The following is a 16968-nucleotide window of genomic DNA, read 5'->3' as shown; positions in this document are numbered from 1 at the left end:
AGCGGCCCTCAGCGCCTCCCGGCGCCCGCCAGCCGACCGGCCACGAGGGAGATCACCGTGATGATGATGGCCGCGAACACCGCGGTCCAGAAGAAGGTGTCGATGGTGAAGTGCACCGGGGTGTAGCCGCTCAGCCAGGACGTCAGGTAGAGCATCGCGGCGTTGATGACAATCGTGAAAAGGCCCAGGGTGAGGATGGTGATCGGGAGGGACAGCAGGCTGACGACGGGTTTGACGAGGGCATTGACCACGCCGAAGATCAAACCGATGAACAGGTACGCCAGGACGATCCCGATGGTGTCCGTGCCCTCCGTGACGCCGCTGTTCCCCACCGCAGCGGTGGTGGCCGTGGTGGAGGTGTCCAGGCCGGGGAGGATCCAGCCCGCGATTCCCAGGGCAAGCCCGTTGATGATGACCCGAACGATGAATGAGCGCATGGACCCATGCTGTCATATCTGGCACCGGCGGCGGCAGGGACGCGAAGTAGGCTAGTTGGCATGACTTCATCAGAGAACACGGCCGGGGGAATCCGGCCCCGCCCGGTGGTAGACCTCCTTCCCCGCTACGCGGCCGGCAAACCGCCCGTCCCCGTCGAGGGCGTGGTCAGCTACAAGCTTTCCTCTAACGAAAACCCGCTGCCCCCGATCCCTGCAGTGCAGCAGGCCATCGCGGCGCAGACCGACTTCAACCGCTATCCCGATCCGCTGAGCAGCAGGCTGCGCGGCGCGCTCGCGGAGTTCCTGGACGTTCCCGCCGAGGACATCGTCACCGGCGCCGGAAGCCTCGGAGCGTTGAACCAGCTGCTGGCCACCTTCGCCGGCCAGAATGACGACGGCAAGCCGGACGAGGTCATCTACGCCTGGCGCTCGTTCGAGGCGTACCCGATCTGCGTCGGCGTGGCCGGCGCCGAGAGTGTCCGGATCCCGCTGACCGCCGACGGCCGCCACGATCTGGACGCCATGGCGGCAGCGGTGACGGCCCGCACCAGGATGATCCTGCTGTGCACCCCCAACAACCCGACCGGGCCCATCCTCACCACGGCGGAAACCGAGCGCTTCCTCAAGACGGTTCCCTCCGACGTCGTGGTCGTCATCGACGAGGCCTACCAGGAGTTCGTCCGTGCAGAAGGCGCCGTTGACGGCATCGAGATGTACCGCAAGTACCCGAACGTGGTGGTGCTCCGGACCTTTTCCAAGGCCCACGGACTGGCCGGCCTGCGCGTGGGCTACAGCGTGTCCAACCCGGACCTCACCCAGCACCTGCGCGTCACTGCCACCCCGTTCGCGGTGTCCCAGATCGCCGAAATCGCCGCTGTCACCTCGCTGCAGCATTTCGAGGAGGTTGTAGAAAGGGTACAAAGCCTGGTGGACGAACGGGACCGCGTCACGGCCGGGCTCCGCGAGCTTGGATGGTTTGTCCCGGAGGCGCAGGGCAACTTTGTCTGGCTCAGCCTGGGTTCCAACAGTGCGGAATTCGCCGCCCTTGCGGGGGAGCGTGCACTCTCGGTACGCGCCTTCGGGGACGAGGGGGTTCGGGTCAGCATCGGTGAGACCGAGGCCAACACCCGCTTCCTGGAACTCTGTGCGATCTATACAAAACCGCCACGGCGTTCCTAGCGCTTAACATGACGGCCGCGGGCGAGGGCCTGCGGATAAAGTAAGGACGAGTAAGCCAAAATATATGCCGGATCTGGAATGTATTACCGGTTCGGCATATATCCCAGCGATTGCGGCGCATCCGGATGCGGCAGGCAAGGAGACGGTATGGGCGACACACATCTGCCCTCTACCGAGTTCGACGGAACCGACATGGACGACCAGCGCGAGGCGGCGGCCGAAGCCCAACTCGGCGACCCGGCCGGGCCGATGGTGCAGCTGCTGGCCCCCGACGGGACGCTGGGCACCGACCCGGTCTTCTCGGAATACGCGGAGCGGCTGGATCCGGAAAAGCTGCGCGGCTTCTATGCCGACATGGCTACGATCCGACGCTTCGACGTCGAGGCCACGGCTCTTCAACGGCAGGGGCAGCTTGCGCTGTGGGTCCCGCTGACCGGCCAGGAAGCGGCGCAGATCGGTTCCGGCCGGGCCAGCCAGCCGCAGGACTACATATTCCCCACCTACCGTGAGCACGGTGTGGCGCTGACGCGCAACGTCGATCTGGCGGAGCTCCTGCGCCAGTTCCGCGGCGTGTCCAACGGCGGCTGGAACCCCAAGGACACCAATTTCCACCTCTACACGCTGGTCCTGGCGGCGCAGACCCCGCACGCCGTCGGCTACGCGATGGGCATCCAGCGGGACCAGAAACTCGCCGCTGCCGCTGCGGCCGCTGCCGCTACCCCGAATGACGCCGCGGGCCAGGCTCCGGAGCCCAAGGCCGCCGTCGTGGTCTACTTCGGTGACGGCGCCAGTTCCGAGGGCGACGTCCACGAATCCATGGTGTTCGCCTCCTCCTACAATGCGCCCGTCGTGTTCTTCTGCCAGAACAACCATTGGGCCATCTCCGTGCCCAGCTCGGTGCAGACCCGCATCCCGCTGGCCAACCGCGCCAAGGGCTATGGCTTCCCGGGTATCCGGGTGGACGGCAACGATGTGATCGCCGTGCACGCGGTGACGGAGTGGGCGCTGGAGCATGCCCGCGAGGGCAACGGCCCGGTGCTGATCGAGGCCTTCACCTACCGCGTCGGCGCGCACACCACGGCGGATGACCCCACCAAGTACCGGGAATCCGCCGAGGAGGCCCTGTGGCGGGCCAAGGATCCGCTGGAACGCCTGGAAAAGTACCTCTGCGCCGAAGGCCTGGCGGACGACGCCTTCTTTGAGCAGGTCAGGGCCGACGGCGATGAACTCGCCGCCTACGTCCGCAAGACCACCCACGACCTGGAAACCCCGGACATCCGGACCGCGTTCGCCAACGCCTATGTGGAGGCGCACCCGCTGGTGGCCGAGGAGCTGGCCTGGTTCGAGGAGTACAGCGCGGGGTTCGCCGACCAGGCGGAACCCGCCCAGGCAGAGACAGAGGCGGCCCACTGATGACCACCATGACCATAGCCAAGGCCATCAACGAGGGCCTCCGCGCGACCCTGGGGAATAACCCCCGGGCCCTGCTCATGGGCGAGGACATCGGAGCCCTGGGCGGCGTCTACAGGGTCACCGACGGTCTCATCGCCGAGTTTGGCGCGGACCGCGTGGTGGACACCCCGCTCGCGGAGTCCGGCATCATCGGCACCGCAATCGGCCTGGCCCTGCGCGGCTACCTGCCCGTCTGCGAGATCCAGTTCGACGGCTTCGTCTTCCCCGGGTTCAACCAGATCACCACGCAGCTGGCCAAGATGCACTCGCGCAGCAACGGCAACCTGACCGTGCCGGTCGTCATCCGGATCCCCTACGGCGGCGGCATCGGCTCGATCGAGCACCACTCGGAGTCGCCGGAGGCGCTGTTCGCCCACACGGCCGGCCTGCGCATCATCACCCCGTCCAACCCGCACGATGCCTACTGGATGATCCAGCAGGCCGTCGACTGCCAGGACCCCGTGATCGTCTTCGAGCCCAAGCGCCGCTACTGGCTCAAGGGCGAGGTGGACACCGAATCCCCCGGAGCGTCCGCGGACCCCTTCAAGGCGCACGTGCTGCGCGAGGGAACGGATGCCACCGTGGTGGTCTACGGTCCGCTGGTGCCGGTGGCCCTCGCCGCGGCCAACGCCGCCGCCGAGGACGGCCGCAGCGTCGAGGTGATCGACCTGCGCTCCATCTCGCCGATCGACTTCGACACCGTCACGGCCTCCGTCAAGAAGACCGGCCGGCTGATCGTGGCCCACGAGGCCCCCACCTTCGGCGGCATCGGCGGCGAAATCGCGGCCCGGGTCAGCGAGCGGGCCTTCCACTCGCTCGAGGCGCCGGTCATCCGCGTGGGCGGGTTCCACATGCCCTACCCCGTGGCCAAGGTGGAGGAAGACTACCTGCCGGACATCGACCGCATCCTTGAGGCACTCGACCGTGCCCTTTCCTACTGATTCCTTCTGACGCCTTTTGTACTGAGACGCCTTCCCAAACCAAGGACAACATGACTCTCCACAAGTTCAACCTCCCCGACGTGGGCGAAGGGCTGACCGAGGCCGAAATCGTCTCCTGGAAGGTCAAGGCCGGCGACACCGTGGCCGTCAATGACGTCATCTGCGAGATCGAGACCGCCAAGTCGCTGGTCGAGCTGCCTTCGCCGTTCGCCGGCACGGTCACCGAACTGCTGGTCCCGGAGGGTGTCACGGTCGACGTCGGGACCCCCATCATCAGCGTGTCCGACGCCGCGGCCGCGGACGCCGCGCCCGCCGCCGCAGCCCCGGCTGCTGCCGCTCCGGCGGCCCCCGCGGCTCCTGCCGGTAAGGCGCCGGCAGTTGACGCTCCCATGTACGGGAAACTTGAGGAGGATGCCTCCGACGACGGCGGGTCAGCCGGGCGCCCGGCCGGCGGTCCGCTGGTAGGTTCCGGCCCCAAGGCCGACGCCGTAAAGCGCCGCCGTCGGGTTGCCGGCCCGGCGATCAAGCCGGCGGTTTCGACAAGCTCAGTCACCCCCGTCCCGGTGGTCGAGCCTGGGACCGTCCCGGAACGCCCCGTCCCCACTGAAGGCATCGACCAGCGCCCCACGCTCGGCGGCGCCATCACAGGTCTCTTGGGCAGGGTGCTGGCCAAGCCGCCCGTGCGCAAGATTGCGCGCGACCTCGGCATCGACCTGTCCGACGTCGTCCCCACCGGCGCCGGCGGCGAAGTGACCCGCGAGGACCTGGTCAGCTACCAGGCCCAGCGCGACGCCGAAGTGGACAAGGCGGACACCTTCTGGGGCAAGTCCGGCGCTCCGCAGGAACAACGGATCGAACGGATCCCGGTCAAGGGCGTCCGCAAGGCCACCGCCAAGGCCATGGTCGAGTCGGCCTTCGCCGCCCCGCACGTCAGCATCTTCGTGGACGTCGACGCGAGCCGCACCATGGAATTCGTGAAGCGGCTCAAGGCCTCCCGGGACTTCGAAGGCATCAAGGTGTCGCCGCTGCTGATCCTGGCCAAGGCCGTCATCTGGGCCGCGGCCCGGAACCCCAGCGTGAACGCCACCTGGGTGGACAACCCGGACGGCAGCGATTCCGCGGAGATCCATGTCAAGCACTTCATGAACCTCGGCATCGCCGCTGCCACGCCCCGCGGCCTGATGGTGCCGAACATCAAGAACGCCCAGGACCTCTCGCTCAAGGAGCTGGCCCTGGCCCTGAATGAGCTGGCCACCACCGCACGCGCCGGCAAGACCCAGCCCGCCCAGATGCAGGGCGGAACCCTCACCGTCACCAACATCGGCGCGCTGGGGATCGACACCGGCACGCCGATCATCAACCCCGGCGAGGTGGCCATCGTGGCCTTCGGCACCATCAAGCAGAAGCCCTGGGTGCTCGACGGCGAAGTCATTCCGCGCTGGATCACCACCCTGGGCGGGTCCTTCGACCACCGCGTGGTGGACGGGGACCTCTCGGCCCGCTTCATGGCCGACGTCGCCGCGATCCTCGAAGAGCCCGCGCTGCTGCTGGACTGACGTTGGCAGGACTCGGGCGGACGGAGCGCGGCCGGCCGTGACGCGGGTCAAATCGGCACTTTCCTGTCCCAGCCCGCCGGACGGCATTAGAGTGGCACCAGCCGCCGCCGGCCCGGCGGACGCGGATCAAAGGAGATGCTGCGTGTTTTCGAGCCCGTTCCCCGACGTGGATGTTCCCGACGTCAGCCTGTACGACTACCTCTTCAGCGGCCTGCGGGAGGAGGACCTGGACCGGATCGCCGTCGTGGACGGCACGAGCGGCGCGGAAACCACGTACCGCACGCTGCTCGGGCAGATCGATGCCCTGGCCGGGGCCGTCGCGGGCCAGGGGCTCGGCGTCCATGGCGTGGCGGCAATCCTGTGCCCCAATGTCCCGGCTTTCGCCGTCGTGTTCCATGGCCTCTTGCGGGCCGGCGCCACGGTGACCACGGTCAACTCGCTCTACACGGCGGATGAGATCGCCCTGCAGCTCGCCGATGCCGGGGCGGAGTGGCTGTTCACCGTCTCGGCATTGCTGCCCGGCGCCCTTGAGGCAGCCGCCCGGGCCGGGATCCCGGCCGAGCGGCTCGTGGTGCTCGACGGCGCCGAGGGCCACCCCTCGCTGCGGGACCTGCTCAGCGCGGGCGCGCCGGCCCCCGAGGTCAGCATTGATCCCGCCACGCACGTGGCCGTGCTGCCCTATTCCTCCGGAACCACCGGCCGGCCCAAAGGCGTCATGCTCAGCCACCGGAACCTCGTAGCGAACGCGGAGCAGTCGCGCGGCCTGCTGAAGGTCGCCCCCGAAGACCGACTGCTGGCACTGCTGCCCTTCTTCCACATCTACGGACTGACCGTGCTGCTGAACCTGGCGCTCCGGCAGCGCGCCTGCCTGGTCACGATGCCCAAGTTCGAGCTGTCCGAGTTCCTGCGGGTGATCCAGGACCACAAGTGCAGCTACCTCTTCATCGCCCCGCCGGTCGCCGTCGCGCTGTCCAAGCATCCGCTCGTCGCCGACTACGACCTCAGTTCGGTGCACACCGCCCTGTCCGGTGCCGCTCCGCTCGACGGCGAACTCGGCGGCAGCCTTGCCGCGCGTCTGGGCTGCCGGGTGCTGCAGGGCTACGGCATGACCGAGATGAGCCCCGTCTCGCACCTGATCCCGGTGGATGCCACGGGCGTGCCGGTCAGTTCGGTGGGCTACACCGTGCCCAACATGGACTGCCGCCTCGTGGACCCGGCCACGGGGGAGGAGATCGAGGTCCCCGCCGAAGGAACCAGCGCCCCGGGACACCTGCTGTGCCGCGGCCCGAACGTGATGCTCGGCTACCTCAACCGGCCCGGGGAAACGGCGGACACACTCGACGCCGACGGCTTCCTGCACACCGGGGACGTCGCAACGGTGCGGGCGGACGGCGTCGTGACGATCGTGGACCGGCTCAAGGAGCTCATCAAGTACAAGGGTTACCAGATCGCCCCCGCGGAGCTTGAGGCGCTGCTGCTCACGAACCCCGGCATCGCCGATGCCGCCGTGATCGGGACTCTCGACGCCGACGGCCAGGAAGTGCCGATGGCCTTTGTGGTGCGCCAGCCCGGAGACGACGGTGACCGGCTTGACGAGGCCGCCGTGATGGACTTCGTGGCAGCCCACGTGGCGCCGTTCAAGAAGGTCCGTCGGGTGGAATTCATCGACGCCGTGCCGAAGTCCGCCTCAGGCAAGATCCTGCGCCGGATGTTGAAGACGGCCGCCCCGGCGGGCACCGGGACGGCCTGACGCGTTCTTGTTCCGGCCCCTCCGGCTCAGTCGCCGGAGTCGGTCTTGGCGATGTAGACGTCGCAGGGGGCGTTGTGTGCCACGCTGTTCGCAACGCTCCCGAGCACCCTGCCGATTCCGCGCATGCGCTTGTTGCCGACCACGATCATCCGGGCCCCGGCACGCTCGGCCTCCTTGATCAGGGCTTCGGCGGGCTTTCCCCGGGCCGCGGCGTAGGTGACGTTGACCGCAGGCGTGCGGAGGCTGTCCGCGACGCTCCTCGCGACCTTTTCCGCCTCACCGGCATCGGAGACAATCCACTTGTCGCTGCCGCTGCCGAAGACCTCGGTCCTGTCGCTGTCGAAGGCGCTGACCACGTGGAGGGTAGCGCCGAGAGTGGCGGCCAGATCCTTGGCGGTCTGCGCCGCCTTCAGGGCTGTTTCGCTGCCATCGACGCCGACAACAATAATTCCGGTCATGAAAATGCTCCTTGAGGTCAACGATCGTCTTCGGCCATGCTTCCGTGATGCTTCAGGCTACAACGCTGCGACGGCTTCCCGCAGGACCGGCGCCAGCCGGCGGACACCCTCGCGGATGGAGTCCGGCGGAACGGCGCTGAACGCCAGACGGATCTTGTTGGACGGTTCATCCGAATGCGTGAATGCCGCACCGGGAATGAATACCACGCCGGCGTCGATCGCCTTCGTCAGGAGGGGATAGCTGTCCACACCCTCGGGCAGGGTCACCCAGACAAAGAATCCTCCCTCGGGACGGGTCCAGCTCAGGCCCTCGGGCATATATTCCTCGAGGGCCGCGAGCATCGCATCGCAGCGTTCCTTGTAAAGTCCGCGGTACGTTTCAATCTGGCCGCGCCAGTCGTAGTCCCGCAGGTAGGCGGAGACAAGCATCTGGTTCAGCGTCGGCGGGCAGAGAGTCACGGCCTCCGAGGCGAGGTAGTAGCGGCGCTGGAGATGGGCCGGCACCAGGGCCCAGCCGATCCGAAGCCCCGGGGCGAAGATCTTGGAGAAGGAGCCCATGTAGATGACATCGTCCGGGTTGGCGGCGCGGAGAGGAGTCAACGGCTTGCCGTCGAAGCGAAGCAGGCCGTAGGGGTTGTCCTCCAGGACCAAGATATTCGCACTGCGGCATATATCGACGACCTGCTGCCGCCGCTCCTGGGACAAGGTGATGCCGGAGGGGTTGTTGAAGCTCGGGATCGTGTAGAGGAACTTGATGTTTTTACCGGCGGTCTGCAGCGCGGCGATCTTGGCCGCCAGCAGGTCCGGGATGATGCCGTCCTCATCCATCGGGACCGTGGCCACCTCCACCTGGTAGGCCTCGAAGGTGTTCAGCGCGCCCACGTAGGTGGGGTCCTCGACGAGGACCACATCGCCCGGGTTGCAGAACACTTTGGTGGCGACGTCCTGGGCGGACTGCGACCCGGCGGTGATCACGACGTTTTCGGGCTTGGCGTCGAGGATTCCTTCGGCGGCCATGACCTCGCAGACCTGGGTCCGGAGTTCTTCCGTCCCCTGGCCGCCGCCGTACTGCAGGGCGGTCATTCCCTGTTCGGCGATGATCTTCGCCGCGGTCTGTCCAAGCCGCTCCAGCGGGAGTGATTGCAGGTACGGGCTCCCGCCGGCGAGCGAGACGAGTCCGGGCCGCATCGAGATGTCGAAGACATCACGGACGGCCGACTGCTTGATGTTTGCTGCGCGCTCCGAGAAAAGCTCCTCGTGGCGGTGGGCGGACGTAGCCGCACGTTCGATTGCGTCAATTGCCTCGGCCGGAAGTACTTCTGCGGCGGCATCAAGTGTTTCGTGGGTCACATTTTCCAGAATACAACCCTTGTTGCCACACAGGAAACGTTTGTTCACAAAAATAGCGGCCGGACGCAAGACGCCCCCGGCAACCTGAGGCTGCCGGGGGCGACTAAAGCTGAAGCGGGGCCGCGGACTAGGCTGCGGAAACGGTGCGGGAGACTTCCAGCGCTGCGAAGACGCCCTTGATCTGCTCGACAACCTCGGCGTCGTCCTTCGGGTGGACCTCGGCGAAGCGCACCATCGAACCCGGCACTGCGAGCTTGACGTCCGCCAGGACCTGGGCGCCGGCGATGCCGACAGCCTTGCGGGCCTCATCCTGCGCCCACACGCCGCCGAACTGGCCGAAAGCGGTGCCGACGACGGCGGTCGGCTTGCCGCTGAGGGCGCCGGCACCGAAGGGGCGGGACAGCCAGTCAATGGCGTTCTTGAGCGAGGCGGGCACGGTGCCGTTGTGCTCCGGGGTGACCAGGAGCAGGGTGTCGGCATCGTTGGCTGCGGCGCGCAGGGCGGCTGCCGCGGCGGGCACCTGGCCCTCGACGTCAAGGTCCTCGTTGTAGAACGGGATGTTGCCGAGGCTGTCGTGGATGAGGACCTCAACCTGCTCCGGCGCGTTCAGCTGGATGGCCTCGGCGAGCTTCTGGTTGGTGGAGCCGGCGCGGAGGCTGCCGACCAGGGTAAGGACAGTGTTCTTGGACATGTTAACTCCTGAGTATCGCGCCGCGGTGTTCCTGCGGCTGGCTGATCATGCGAGGCTTTGGGCCTTCACTGATGCTAAACGGACTGCGGTCCGGTTAATATTCCCGGGGCTACAATGAGCGGTGTGAGCTTAATCCCACTGCGGCCCGACGCCCGGCCCGGCGCCCGCCCCGGCACCGGGCCCGGCGCGGTTCCGGTCGGCGAATCCGAACGCAGCGACGCCGCGCGGAACCGCGAACTGTTGCTCCGTGCCGCCCGGGAGTTCATCGAGGAATGCGGAGTCGACGGCCTCACGATGGGCACGCTCGCGCAGCGTGCCGGCGTCGGCAAGGGCACCGTGTTCCGGCGCTTCGGCAGCCGCGCCGGGCTCATGATGACACTGCTCAGCGATGCTGAAGCCGGTTTCCAGGGCCGGTTCATTTTCGGCCCGCCGCCGCTGGGCCCCGGCGCCCCACCGCTGGAACGGCTCGTCGCGTTCGGCGTCGAACGCATTGCCTGGGTGCTGGAATTCGGCGAACTGGCACGGGCCGCGGATGTCTCCGCCTACAACCGCTTTGACGTGCCGGCCGCCGTGCTCTGGCACCGGCATCTCGAAATGTTGCTGCGCGAAGCTGGGGTGACTGCCGACCCCTGGCTCATGGCCACTTCCTTGAGTGCAACCCTGGAGCCGGAGCGCCTCCTGCACGCCGTGAGGGTGCATGGGATAGCACCTGAGCGCCTCGCCGAGTCCTGGCGCGAGCTTGTTTCGCGCGTAGTCGGCAAGGCGTAAACTAGCCCGGATTTCCCGGCACTGCCAGTCAATCCAGTGCCGGGAGTTATTCATAACGATCTGGTGGTAGACCTGCGGTTCTGCCGTCAAAGCGAGTCTGGTGGCTGTGTCCATGTGGTAGTTTCCTCTGGAATGTGACCCGCAACATAGTCCACCAGGACTATTGTCGAAAGGCGTGCGGGCGGCCAGACACCCGCTGGCCAAGATCCCTGATCGGCAGCGGAAACCCCCTGCTGAAGGGGGACTACGGAAGGACCAACGTCGTGAATCTTGTGAGGAATCCGGCGCGCAGGCAGGCCGTTGCAGGCCGCCCCGCAGCCTCCGGCCCTGCGCGGACAACGGCGATTCAGAACTAGAGGCGCCATGCTCCGATATCTCGCAAAACGCGCCGTCACGTACGTTTTCATGATCTTCCTGACCACCACGGCCGGGTACTTCCTGGCGGTCAGCACGCTGCAGCCGGCGCTGCTGGAACAGGAACGCATCCCGCGGCCCACTCCCGAGCAGGTGACCAATTCCTTCCGGCTCAAGGGCCTCGATCCGACGCTCAGCCCCTGGGAGCGCTACGTGGACTGGCTGACCGGGATCGTCACCCGCTGGGACTGGGGGCGCAGCCCCAACGGCGCCTTTATCAATGCCGAGTTCGGTGACCGGGTCTGGATCTCAACCCGGCTCTTCCTGGCCTCGATCATCCTGACCCTGATCATCGGCGTCGCCCTGGGGGTCTATACCGCGGCACGGCAGTACAAGTTCTCGGACCGCGTCATTACCTCGTACAGCTACCTTGTGTACATCGTGCCCGCGCCGATCGCCTACTTCCTGGTCCAGCTGGGCGCCATCAACGTCAACGAGACAGTGGGCGAACGGATATTTTTCGTCACCGGCATCTCCACCCCCGGGCTGGACGGGAACGGGTGGGTCCAGTTCCTGGACATGCTCGCCCACTACGCGGTGCCTACCTTCGCCATCACGATCGTCGGCTGGGGCACCTACCAGATAGCCCAGCGCCAGTACCTGCTGGACAACGTCAATGCGGACTTTGTCCGCACGGCCCGGGCCAAGGGCCTGACCCGCAACCAGGCCATCACCCGGCACGCCCTGCGTGTTTCCTTCATCCCCGTGGCCCAGAGCATCGCGTTCACCATCCCGGCCATCTTCGCCGGCGGCTTCTTCGCGGAAAAGATCTTTGCCTGGCACGGCGTCGGAGCCTGGTCCATCGACTCGATCGCCCTGCAGGACGTCAACGCCGCCACGGCGACCCTCGCGTATGGCTCCGTGATCTTCGCGATCGGCGCTATCCTGGCTGACTTTGCCACCACGCTTGTCGACCCGAGAGTGCGGGTGCAGTAACCATGACCAACCTGAACGCCATCGACCCGGTTGCCATCGCCGACGAGGCAAAAATCGAGAACAACGACGTTGTGATCGGCAAGACCACCATCATCCTGCGGCGCTTCCTGCGCAACAGGACCGCCGTAGCGGGCCTGGTCATCTTCCTGGCAGTGACGCTCTTCTCCTTTGTCGGCGGCTTCTTCTCCGGCTGGGACAAGGAGACCCTCGACCCCTTCAACATCGGCATGCCGCCGTCCGGGGAGCACCTGCTGGGCACTTCCCAGGCCGGGATCGACCTCTATGCCCTGACCGTGGAGGGCACCAGGGTCTCGATCCTGATCGGTCTCATCGTCGGCCTCGTCTCGGTGCTGATCGCCGCCGTCTATGGCTGCACCATGGCCTACTTCGGCGGCAAGGTGGACAAGGTCATGCTGTTCGTCCTCGAAGCCCTGATCATGATGCCGGCGCTGCTCGTCGTGGCCGTGGCCACAAGCGGCGGCGGAAACGGCCTGCGGGAAACGCTACCCAGCTGGCTGCTGCTGATCGTCGTGCTGCTGGTCTTCAGCTGGATGGGCACCGCCCGCCTCATCCGCTCCCTCTCGATGTCCCTCATGCAGCGTGACTTCGTCAAGGCCGCCCAGTACATGGGCATCCCGGCGCGCCGCATCGTCTGGCGGCACCTCGTCCCCAACATCGGTTCGCTGCTGGTCCTGGACATCACCCGCGGCGTGACCGGCGCCATCCTGGCGGAAGTCGCGTTCTCCTTCATCGGCATCGGCATCAAGGTCCCGGACGTCAGTCTGGGCGTACTGATCGGCCAGGCCACGTCCCAGGTGTCCACGTTCCCGTGGATGTTCTGGGTTCCGCTGGCCGTCATGTTCCTGCTGACCGGTTCCCTGGCCATGATGAACGACGGCCTGCGCGACGCCTTCGATCCCAGCTCCAGCTCCGTTGGCCGCGCCAAGAAGAGCAGCGCCCGTACGGGCAAGACACAGGCGAACGGCGCACAGAAGACCGCAAAGAAGAAAAACCAATGAGCCGCGAAATCACCGCCAACACCGAATTGACCGCCATGAACCCCGCCGAACGGCTGCACGTGGCCGGACTGCATGCCCCTACGGATGCGGTGCTTTCCGTCCGCGACCTGAATGTCCGCTTCAACACGGAGAACGGTGTGGTGCACGCCGTCCGCGGCGTTGACTTTGACCTGCTGCCCGGCAAGACGCTCGGGATCGTGGGCGAATCCGGCTCCGGCAAGTCGGTCACCTCGATGGCCATCATGGGCCTGCTGCCCCCTACGGCGGAGATCACCGGCTCGGTCCGGCTCAAGGGCAAGGAACTGCTGGGACTCAGCGACAAGGCCATGTGCCAGTTCCGCGGCAAGGACATTGCCATGGTCTTCCAGGACCCGCTGTCCTCCCTGACCCCGGTCTACACGGTCGGGAACCAGATCATCGAGGCGCTCACGGTCCACAACCCCACCATGAGCAAGCAGGCCAAGGAGGCCCGCGCCGTCGAACTGCTCGCCATGGTGGGCATCCCCAGCCCGAGGGACCGGCTCAGGGCCTTCCCGCACGAGTTCTCCGGCGGCATGCGCCAGCGCGTCATGATCGCCATCGCGATCGCCAACAACCCGCGCGTCCTCATCGCCGATGAACCGACGACGGCGCTCGACGTCACCATCCAGGCCCAGGTCCTCGAGGTGCTGCACACCGCACAGGAGGAAACCGGCGCCGCCGTCGTGATGATCACGCACGACCTCGGCGTGGTCGCCGGCATGGCGGACGACATCATGGTGATGTACGCGGGCAAGCCGGTGGAGACCGGCACCGTGGACGACATCTACTACAACCCGCGGATGCCATACACCATGGGCTTGCTGGGCGCGGTGCCCCGCGTGGACACAGCGGAAAAGACCTCGCTGGTGCCGATCGAGGGCATTCCGCCGAACCTGATCCACACTCCCACCGGGTGCTCCTTTGCGCCGCGGTGCCCCCTCGCCAGCGACGCCTGCCTGCAGGGCGAGCCGGAACTTTGGCCGGTCGGCGGAAGCGGCGGAATTGGCGCGATGGAGCACAAGGCCGCCTGCATCAAGACCGATTCCCTCGGCGCGGAGGCGGACGTCCATGAGATCTTCCAGGCCCCGGCCGTTCCGGTCTCGCGCTTCGACGCCATCCCCCGCGAAGAGCGCAAGGCGGTCCTGGAGCTCAAAGACGTCAAGAAGCACTTCCCGCTGATGAAGGGCGCCCTCATCAAGCGGCGGATCGGCACGGTCAAGGCCGTGGACGGGCTGAGCTTCGACATCCGCGAGGGCGAGTGCTTCTCGATCGTGGGCGAGTCCGGCTGCGGCAAGACCACCACACTGCTGGAAATCATGGAATTCCACAAGGACCAGGACGGCGAGGTGATCATCGGCGGGCTCAGCAACAAGGCCGCCTCCGACGCCAGGACCAGGAGCGCCATGCGCAAGGAACTCCAGATGGTGTTCCAGGACCCCACCGGCGCCCTCGACCCGCGCTTCACCGTCTACGAAGTCCTGGCCGAGCCCCTGGAGAACGCCGGGATGACCAGGCAGGCCACCCGGAAGCGGATCCTGGAGCTGATGGAACTCGTGGGACTCCAGCCGGACCACGTCAACCGCTTCCCCAACCAGTTCTCCGGCGGCCAGCGCCAGCGCATCGGCATTGCCCGCGCCCTGGCCGTGAACCCCAGGCTGGTGGTGCTGGACGAACCGGTGTCCGCCCTGGACGTGTCGGTGCAGGCCGGCGTCATCAACCTCCTGGACCAGCTCCGTGCGGAACTCGGGCTGAGCTACCTCATGGTGGCCCACGACCTCTCCGTGGTGCGCCACATCTCCAACCGCGTGGCCGTGATGTACCTGGGCAAGATCGTGGAGATCGGGGATGTGGACAGCGTCTTCGACAACCCGCGCCACCCGTACACGCGGGCACTGCTCTCCGCGATCCCGGTCCCGGACCCGCAGCTGGAGCGCACCCGCGAACGCATCATCCTGCAAGGTGACCTGCCCTCGCCGCTGGATGCGCCCAAGGGCTGCAACTTCGCCTCCCGCTGCCCGATATTTGCCGCGCTGCCTCCCGCGAAGCAGGAGAAGTGCCTGACCATCGAGCCGCACCTGGAAACGGCAGCGGCGCCCGGGGCCTCCACCGGCCGCAGGACCGCGCCGCCAGCCCCCACAGACCAGCAATTCGCCTGCTTCTACCCGGACGGCGAACTGGACGCGGACATGCTTGTTGTCCACGAAACCACCTGAGCTACCGAACCACCTACGCATCACAACTCGCACCAAAAATGAAGGGAACACCATGAAGAAACTGACCAAGATCGGCGGAGTTACCGCCGTCGTGGCAGCTCTCGCACTGACCGCTTGCGGCGGCGGGGGCGGCGGCGGCGCCACGGGCCCGGAGTCCGGCAAGGGTCAGGACGCCGGAAGCGATCTGGCCAAGCTCATCAGCATCAACGCGAAGGATGCCAAGGAACTGCAACAGGGCGGCACCGTCACCCTGCCGCTGGGCAACATCGGGCCGGACTTCAACGGGTTCTCCAACAACGGCAACAGCGCGGACAACACCGCGCTGCACCGCCCGATCGACGAGGCCGGAACCTGGGGCTGCTGGAACTTCGACTTCGACGGCACCGCCACGCCGAACAAGGATTTCTGCGAAGACGTCAAGAGCGAGGTCAAGGACGGCAAGCAGACCATCACCATCAAGGTGAATGAGAAGGCCACCTACAACGACGGAACGCCGATCGATGTCAAGACCTTCGAGAACACCTGGAACATGCTCAAGGGCGAGAACAAGGACATCGACATCGTCACCTCCGGTGCGTACGAGTTCGTTGATTCCGTCAAGGCCGGTGCCAGCAACAAGGAAGTCATTGTCACCACCACCCAACCGGTCTACCCGCTGGATTCCCTCTTCACCGGCCTGGTCCACCCGGCCGTGAACACCCCGGAGATCTTCAACAACGGCTTCACCGGAGACCTGCACCCGGAGTGGATGGCCGGCCCGTTCAAGGTGGATCAGTACGACAGCGCCGCCAAGACCGTCACCCTCGCCCAGAACGACAAGTGGTGGGGCAACAAGCCGGTCCTGGACAAGGTCATCTTCCGCCAGCTCGAGACCAGCGCCGCCATCGCCGCTTTCAAGAACGGTGAAATCGACGGCGTCTCCGCCAACACCATCACTCCGTACAAGCAGCTCGACGGCACCAAGGACTCCGAGGTCCGCCGCGGCCAGCGACTGTTCGCCGGTGGCCTGAACCTCAACGCCCAGAAGGCTCCGCTGACCGACGTCGCGATCCGCAAGGCGATCTTCACCGCCGTCGACCGCGCAGCCCTGCGCAAGGTCCGGTTCAACGGCCTGAACTGGGAAGAAACCAGCTCCGGATCGATGATGCTGCTGCCCTTCTCCAAGTACTACCAGGACAACTACCCCGTCACGGAGACCGGCCCCGAGGCCGCCAAGAAGGTCCTGACCGACGCCGGCTACAAGGCCAACGCGGCAGGAATCATGGAGAAGGACGGCGTTCCCGCCACCTTCAAGATCAGCAACTTCGGTGACGACCCGACCACCCTGGCCTTCGCGCAGACCCTGCAGAACCAGCTCAAGGCCGGCGGCATGGATGTCGGCATCGACCAGCGCGCTTCCGCCGACTTCGGTAAGGTCCTGGGCAGCCGCGACTTCTTCCTCAGCGTCTCCGGCTACACCGTGGGCCCGGACGCCACCGACTCCGTCAAGCAGTTCTACGATTCCAAGACCAACGAGAACGAACTGGGCGACGCCGAGCTGGATGCCGACATCAAGAAGCTCTCCACCATTTCCGACAACGCCGAGCGGAACAAGGCGGCCATGGAAGTTGAAAAGAAGCACATGGCGAAGTACTTCTCCATGGGTGTTGTGATGAACGGTCCGCAGATCTCCTTCGTGCGCACTGGCCTGGCCAACTACGGCCCGTCCCTGTTCAAGAGCCTGTCCCAGGTTCCGGACTGGACCACCCTCGGCTGGGAAAAGAAGTAGTCCCCAGCAATAGAA

Annotated in this window: 14 protein-coding genes; 10 read left to right on the top strand and 4 right to left on the bottom strand. The window is 66.3% G+C overall.

Features of this window, described 5'->3' with window-relative positions:
- Positions 1–8 precede the first annotated feature (8 nt).
- Positions 9–437 carry a phage holin family protein gene (locus ACQCSU_RS10670; RefSeq protein WP_426979681.1) on the bottom strand — a complete coding sequence of 143 codons (429 nt, stop codon included), beginning with the start codon at positions 435–437 and terminating at the stop codon, positions 9–11.
- 60 nt (positions 438–497) lie between these two features.
- On the opposite strand from ACQCSU_RS10670, the gene ACQCSU_RS10665 reads away from it, so the two are divergent.
- From ACQCSU_RS10665 to ACQCSU_RS10645, 5 genes are all read left to right on the top strand, one after another.
- Positions 498–1616: a histidinol-phosphate transaminase gene (locus tag ACQCSU_RS10665; RefSeq protein ID WP_426979680.1), complete on the top strand. Its 1119-nt coding sequence runs from the start codon at positions 498–500 to the stop codon at positions 1614–1616.
- A 147-nt stretch (positions 1617–1763) separates the two neighbouring features.
- Entirely contained in the window at positions 1764–3029 is a 1266-nt protein-coding gene (gene pdhA / locus ACQCSU_RS10660) for a pyruvate dehydrogenase (acetyl-transferring) E1 component subunit alpha (RefSeq protein WP_426979679.1), read from the top strand.
- Positions 3029–4009 carry an alpha-ketoacid dehydrogenase subunit beta gene (locus ACQCSU_RS10655; protein WP_426979678.1) on the top strand — a complete coding sequence of 327 codons (981 nt, stop codon included), beginning with the start codon at positions 3029–3031 and terminating at the stop codon, positions 4007–4009. Before pdhA ends, ACQCSU_RS10655 begins: the two co-directional genes overlap by 1 nt.
- A gap of 50 nt (positions 4010–4059) precedes the next feature.
- Positions 4060–5565, top strand: coding sequence for a dihydrolipoamide acetyltransferase family protein (locus ACQCSU_RS10650; protein ID WP_426979677.1), 1506 nt, complete (start codon positions 4060–4062; stop codon positions 5563–5565).
- Positions 5566–5707: 142 nt separating this feature from the next.
- Complete coding sequence (locus ACQCSU_RS10645) at positions 5708–7315, top strand: AMP-binding protein (RefSeq protein WP_426979676.1); 1608 nt, start codon at positions 5708–5710, stop codon at positions 7313–7315.
- Positions 7316–7341: 26 nt separating this feature from the next.
- On the opposite strand, the gene ACQCSU_RS10640 is transcribed toward ACQCSU_RS10645, so the two are convergent.
- From ACQCSU_RS10640 to ACQCSU_RS10630, 3 genes are all read right to left on the bottom strand, one after another.
- Positions 7342–7773, bottom strand: a complete 432-nt coding sequence (locus tag ACQCSU_RS10640) for a universal stress protein (protein WP_426979675.1) — start codon at positions 7771–7773, stop codon at positions 7342–7344.
- A gap of 57 nt (positions 7774–7830) precedes the next feature.
- The gene (locus ACQCSU_RS10635; protein ID WP_426979674.1) at positions 7831–9123 is read right to left on the bottom strand and encodes a PLP-dependent aminotransferase family protein; all 1293 of its coding nucleotides are present in this window, start codon (positions 9121–9123) and stop codon (positions 7831–7833) included.
- Between the two features lie 127 nt (positions 9124–9250).
- Positions 9251–9814 (bottom strand): NAD(P)H-dependent oxidoreductase, encoded by a 564-nt coding sequence (locus ACQCSU_RS10630; RefSeq protein ID WP_426979673.1) that lies wholly within the window; start codon positions 9812–9814, stop codon positions 9251–9253.
- A gap of 123 nt (positions 9815–9937) precedes the next feature.
- Between ACQCSU_RS10630 and ACQCSU_RS10625 the strand changes: the two genes are divergently transcribed.
- The 5 genes from ACQCSU_RS10625 to ACQCSU_RS10605 all read left to right on the top strand — a co-directional run bounded on the left by ACQCSU_RS10625 (position 9938) and on the right by ACQCSU_RS10605 (position 16953).
- A complete protein-coding gene (locus tag ACQCSU_RS10625) occupies positions 9938–10582 on the top strand; it encodes a TetR/AcrR family transcriptional regulator (protein WP_426979672.1) in 645 nt (214 codons plus the stop codon).
- 363 nt (positions 10583–10945) lie between these two features.
- Positions 10946–11932, top strand: coding sequence for an ABC transporter permease (locus tag ACQCSU_RS10620; protein WP_354239109.1), 987 nt, complete (start codon positions 10946–10948; stop codon positions 11930–11932).
- A 2-nt stretch (positions 11933–11934) separates the two neighbouring features.
- A complete protein-coding gene (locus ACQCSU_RS10615) occupies positions 11935–12951 on the top strand; it encodes an ABC transporter permease (protein ID WP_426979671.1) in 1017 nt (338 codons plus the stop codon).
- Positions 12948–15185, top strand: a complete 2238-nt coding sequence (locus tag ACQCSU_RS10610) for a dipeptide ABC transporter ATP-binding protein (protein ID WP_426979670.1) — start codon at positions 12948–12950, stop codon at positions 15183–15185. The genes ACQCSU_RS10615 and ACQCSU_RS10610 overlap by 4 nt, the downstream gene beginning before the upstream one ends.
- Positions 15186–15237: 52 nt before the next feature.
- Positions 15238–16953 (top strand): ABC transporter family substrate-binding protein, encoded by a 1716-nt coding sequence (locus ACQCSU_RS10605; protein ID WP_426979669.1) that lies wholly within the window; start codon positions 15238–15240, stop codon positions 16951–16953.
- The last annotated feature ends 15 nt before the right edge of the window (positions 16954–16968 follow it).

Origin of the sequence: Pseudarthrobacter sp. O4, assembly GCF_050157025.1 — a bacterium.
Taxonomy (GTDB): Bacteria; Actinomycetota; Actinomycetes; order Actinomycetales; family Micrococcaceae; genus Arthrobacter.
This window is presented reverse-complemented; position numbering and strand designations above follow the sequence as displayed.

What these genes read in the sequence shown, in the direction of transcription:
- ACQCSU_RS10650 (WP_426979677.1), top strand. Translation starts at nt 4,060, where the DNA reads ATGACTCTCCACAAGTTCAACCTCCCCGACGTGGGCGAAGGGCTGACC.
- ACQCSU_RS10640 (WP_426979675.1), bottom strand. Translation starts at nt 7,773, where the DNA reads ATGACCGGAATTATTGTTGTCGGCGTCGATGGCAGCGAAACAGCCCTG.
- ACQCSU_RS10605 (WP_426979669.1), top strand. Translation starts at nt 15,238, where the DNA reads ATGAAGAAACTGACCAAGATCGGCGGAGTTACCGCCGTCGTGGCAGCT.
- ACQCSU_RS10610 (WP_426979670.1), top strand. Translation starts at nt 12,948, where the DNA reads ATGAGCCGCGAAATCACCGCCAACACCGAATTGACCGCCATGAACCCC.
- ACQCSU_RS10655 (WP_426979678.1), top strand. Translation starts at nt 3,029, where the DNA reads ATGACCACCATGACCATAGCCAAGGCCATCAACGAGGGCCTCCGCGCG.
- ACQCSU_RS10630 (WP_426979673.1), bottom strand. Translation starts at nt 9,814, where the DNA reads ATGTCCAAGAACACTGTCCTTACCCTGGTCGGCAGCCTCCGCGCCGGC.
- ACQCSU_RS10620 (WP_354239109.1), top strand. Translation starts at nt 10,946, where the DNA reads ATGCTCCGATATCTCGCAAAACGCGCCGTCACGTACGTTTTCATGATC.
- ACQCSU_RS10665 (WP_426979680.1), top strand. Translation starts at nt 498, where the DNA reads ATGACTTCATCAGAGAACACGGCCGGGGGAATCCGGCCCCGCCCGGTG.
- ACQCSU_RS10615 (WP_426979671.1), top strand. Translation starts at nt 11,935, where the DNA reads ATGACCAACCTGAACGCCATCGACCCGGTTGCCATCGCCGACGAGGCA.
- ACQCSU_RS10670 (WP_426979681.1), bottom strand. Translation starts at nt 437, where the DNA reads ATGCGCTCATTCATCGTTCGGGTCATCATCAACGGGCTTGCCCTGGGA.
- pdhA (WP_426979679.1), top strand. Translation starts at nt 1,764, where the DNA reads ATGGGCGACACACATCTGCCCTCTACCGAGTTCGACGGAACCGACATG.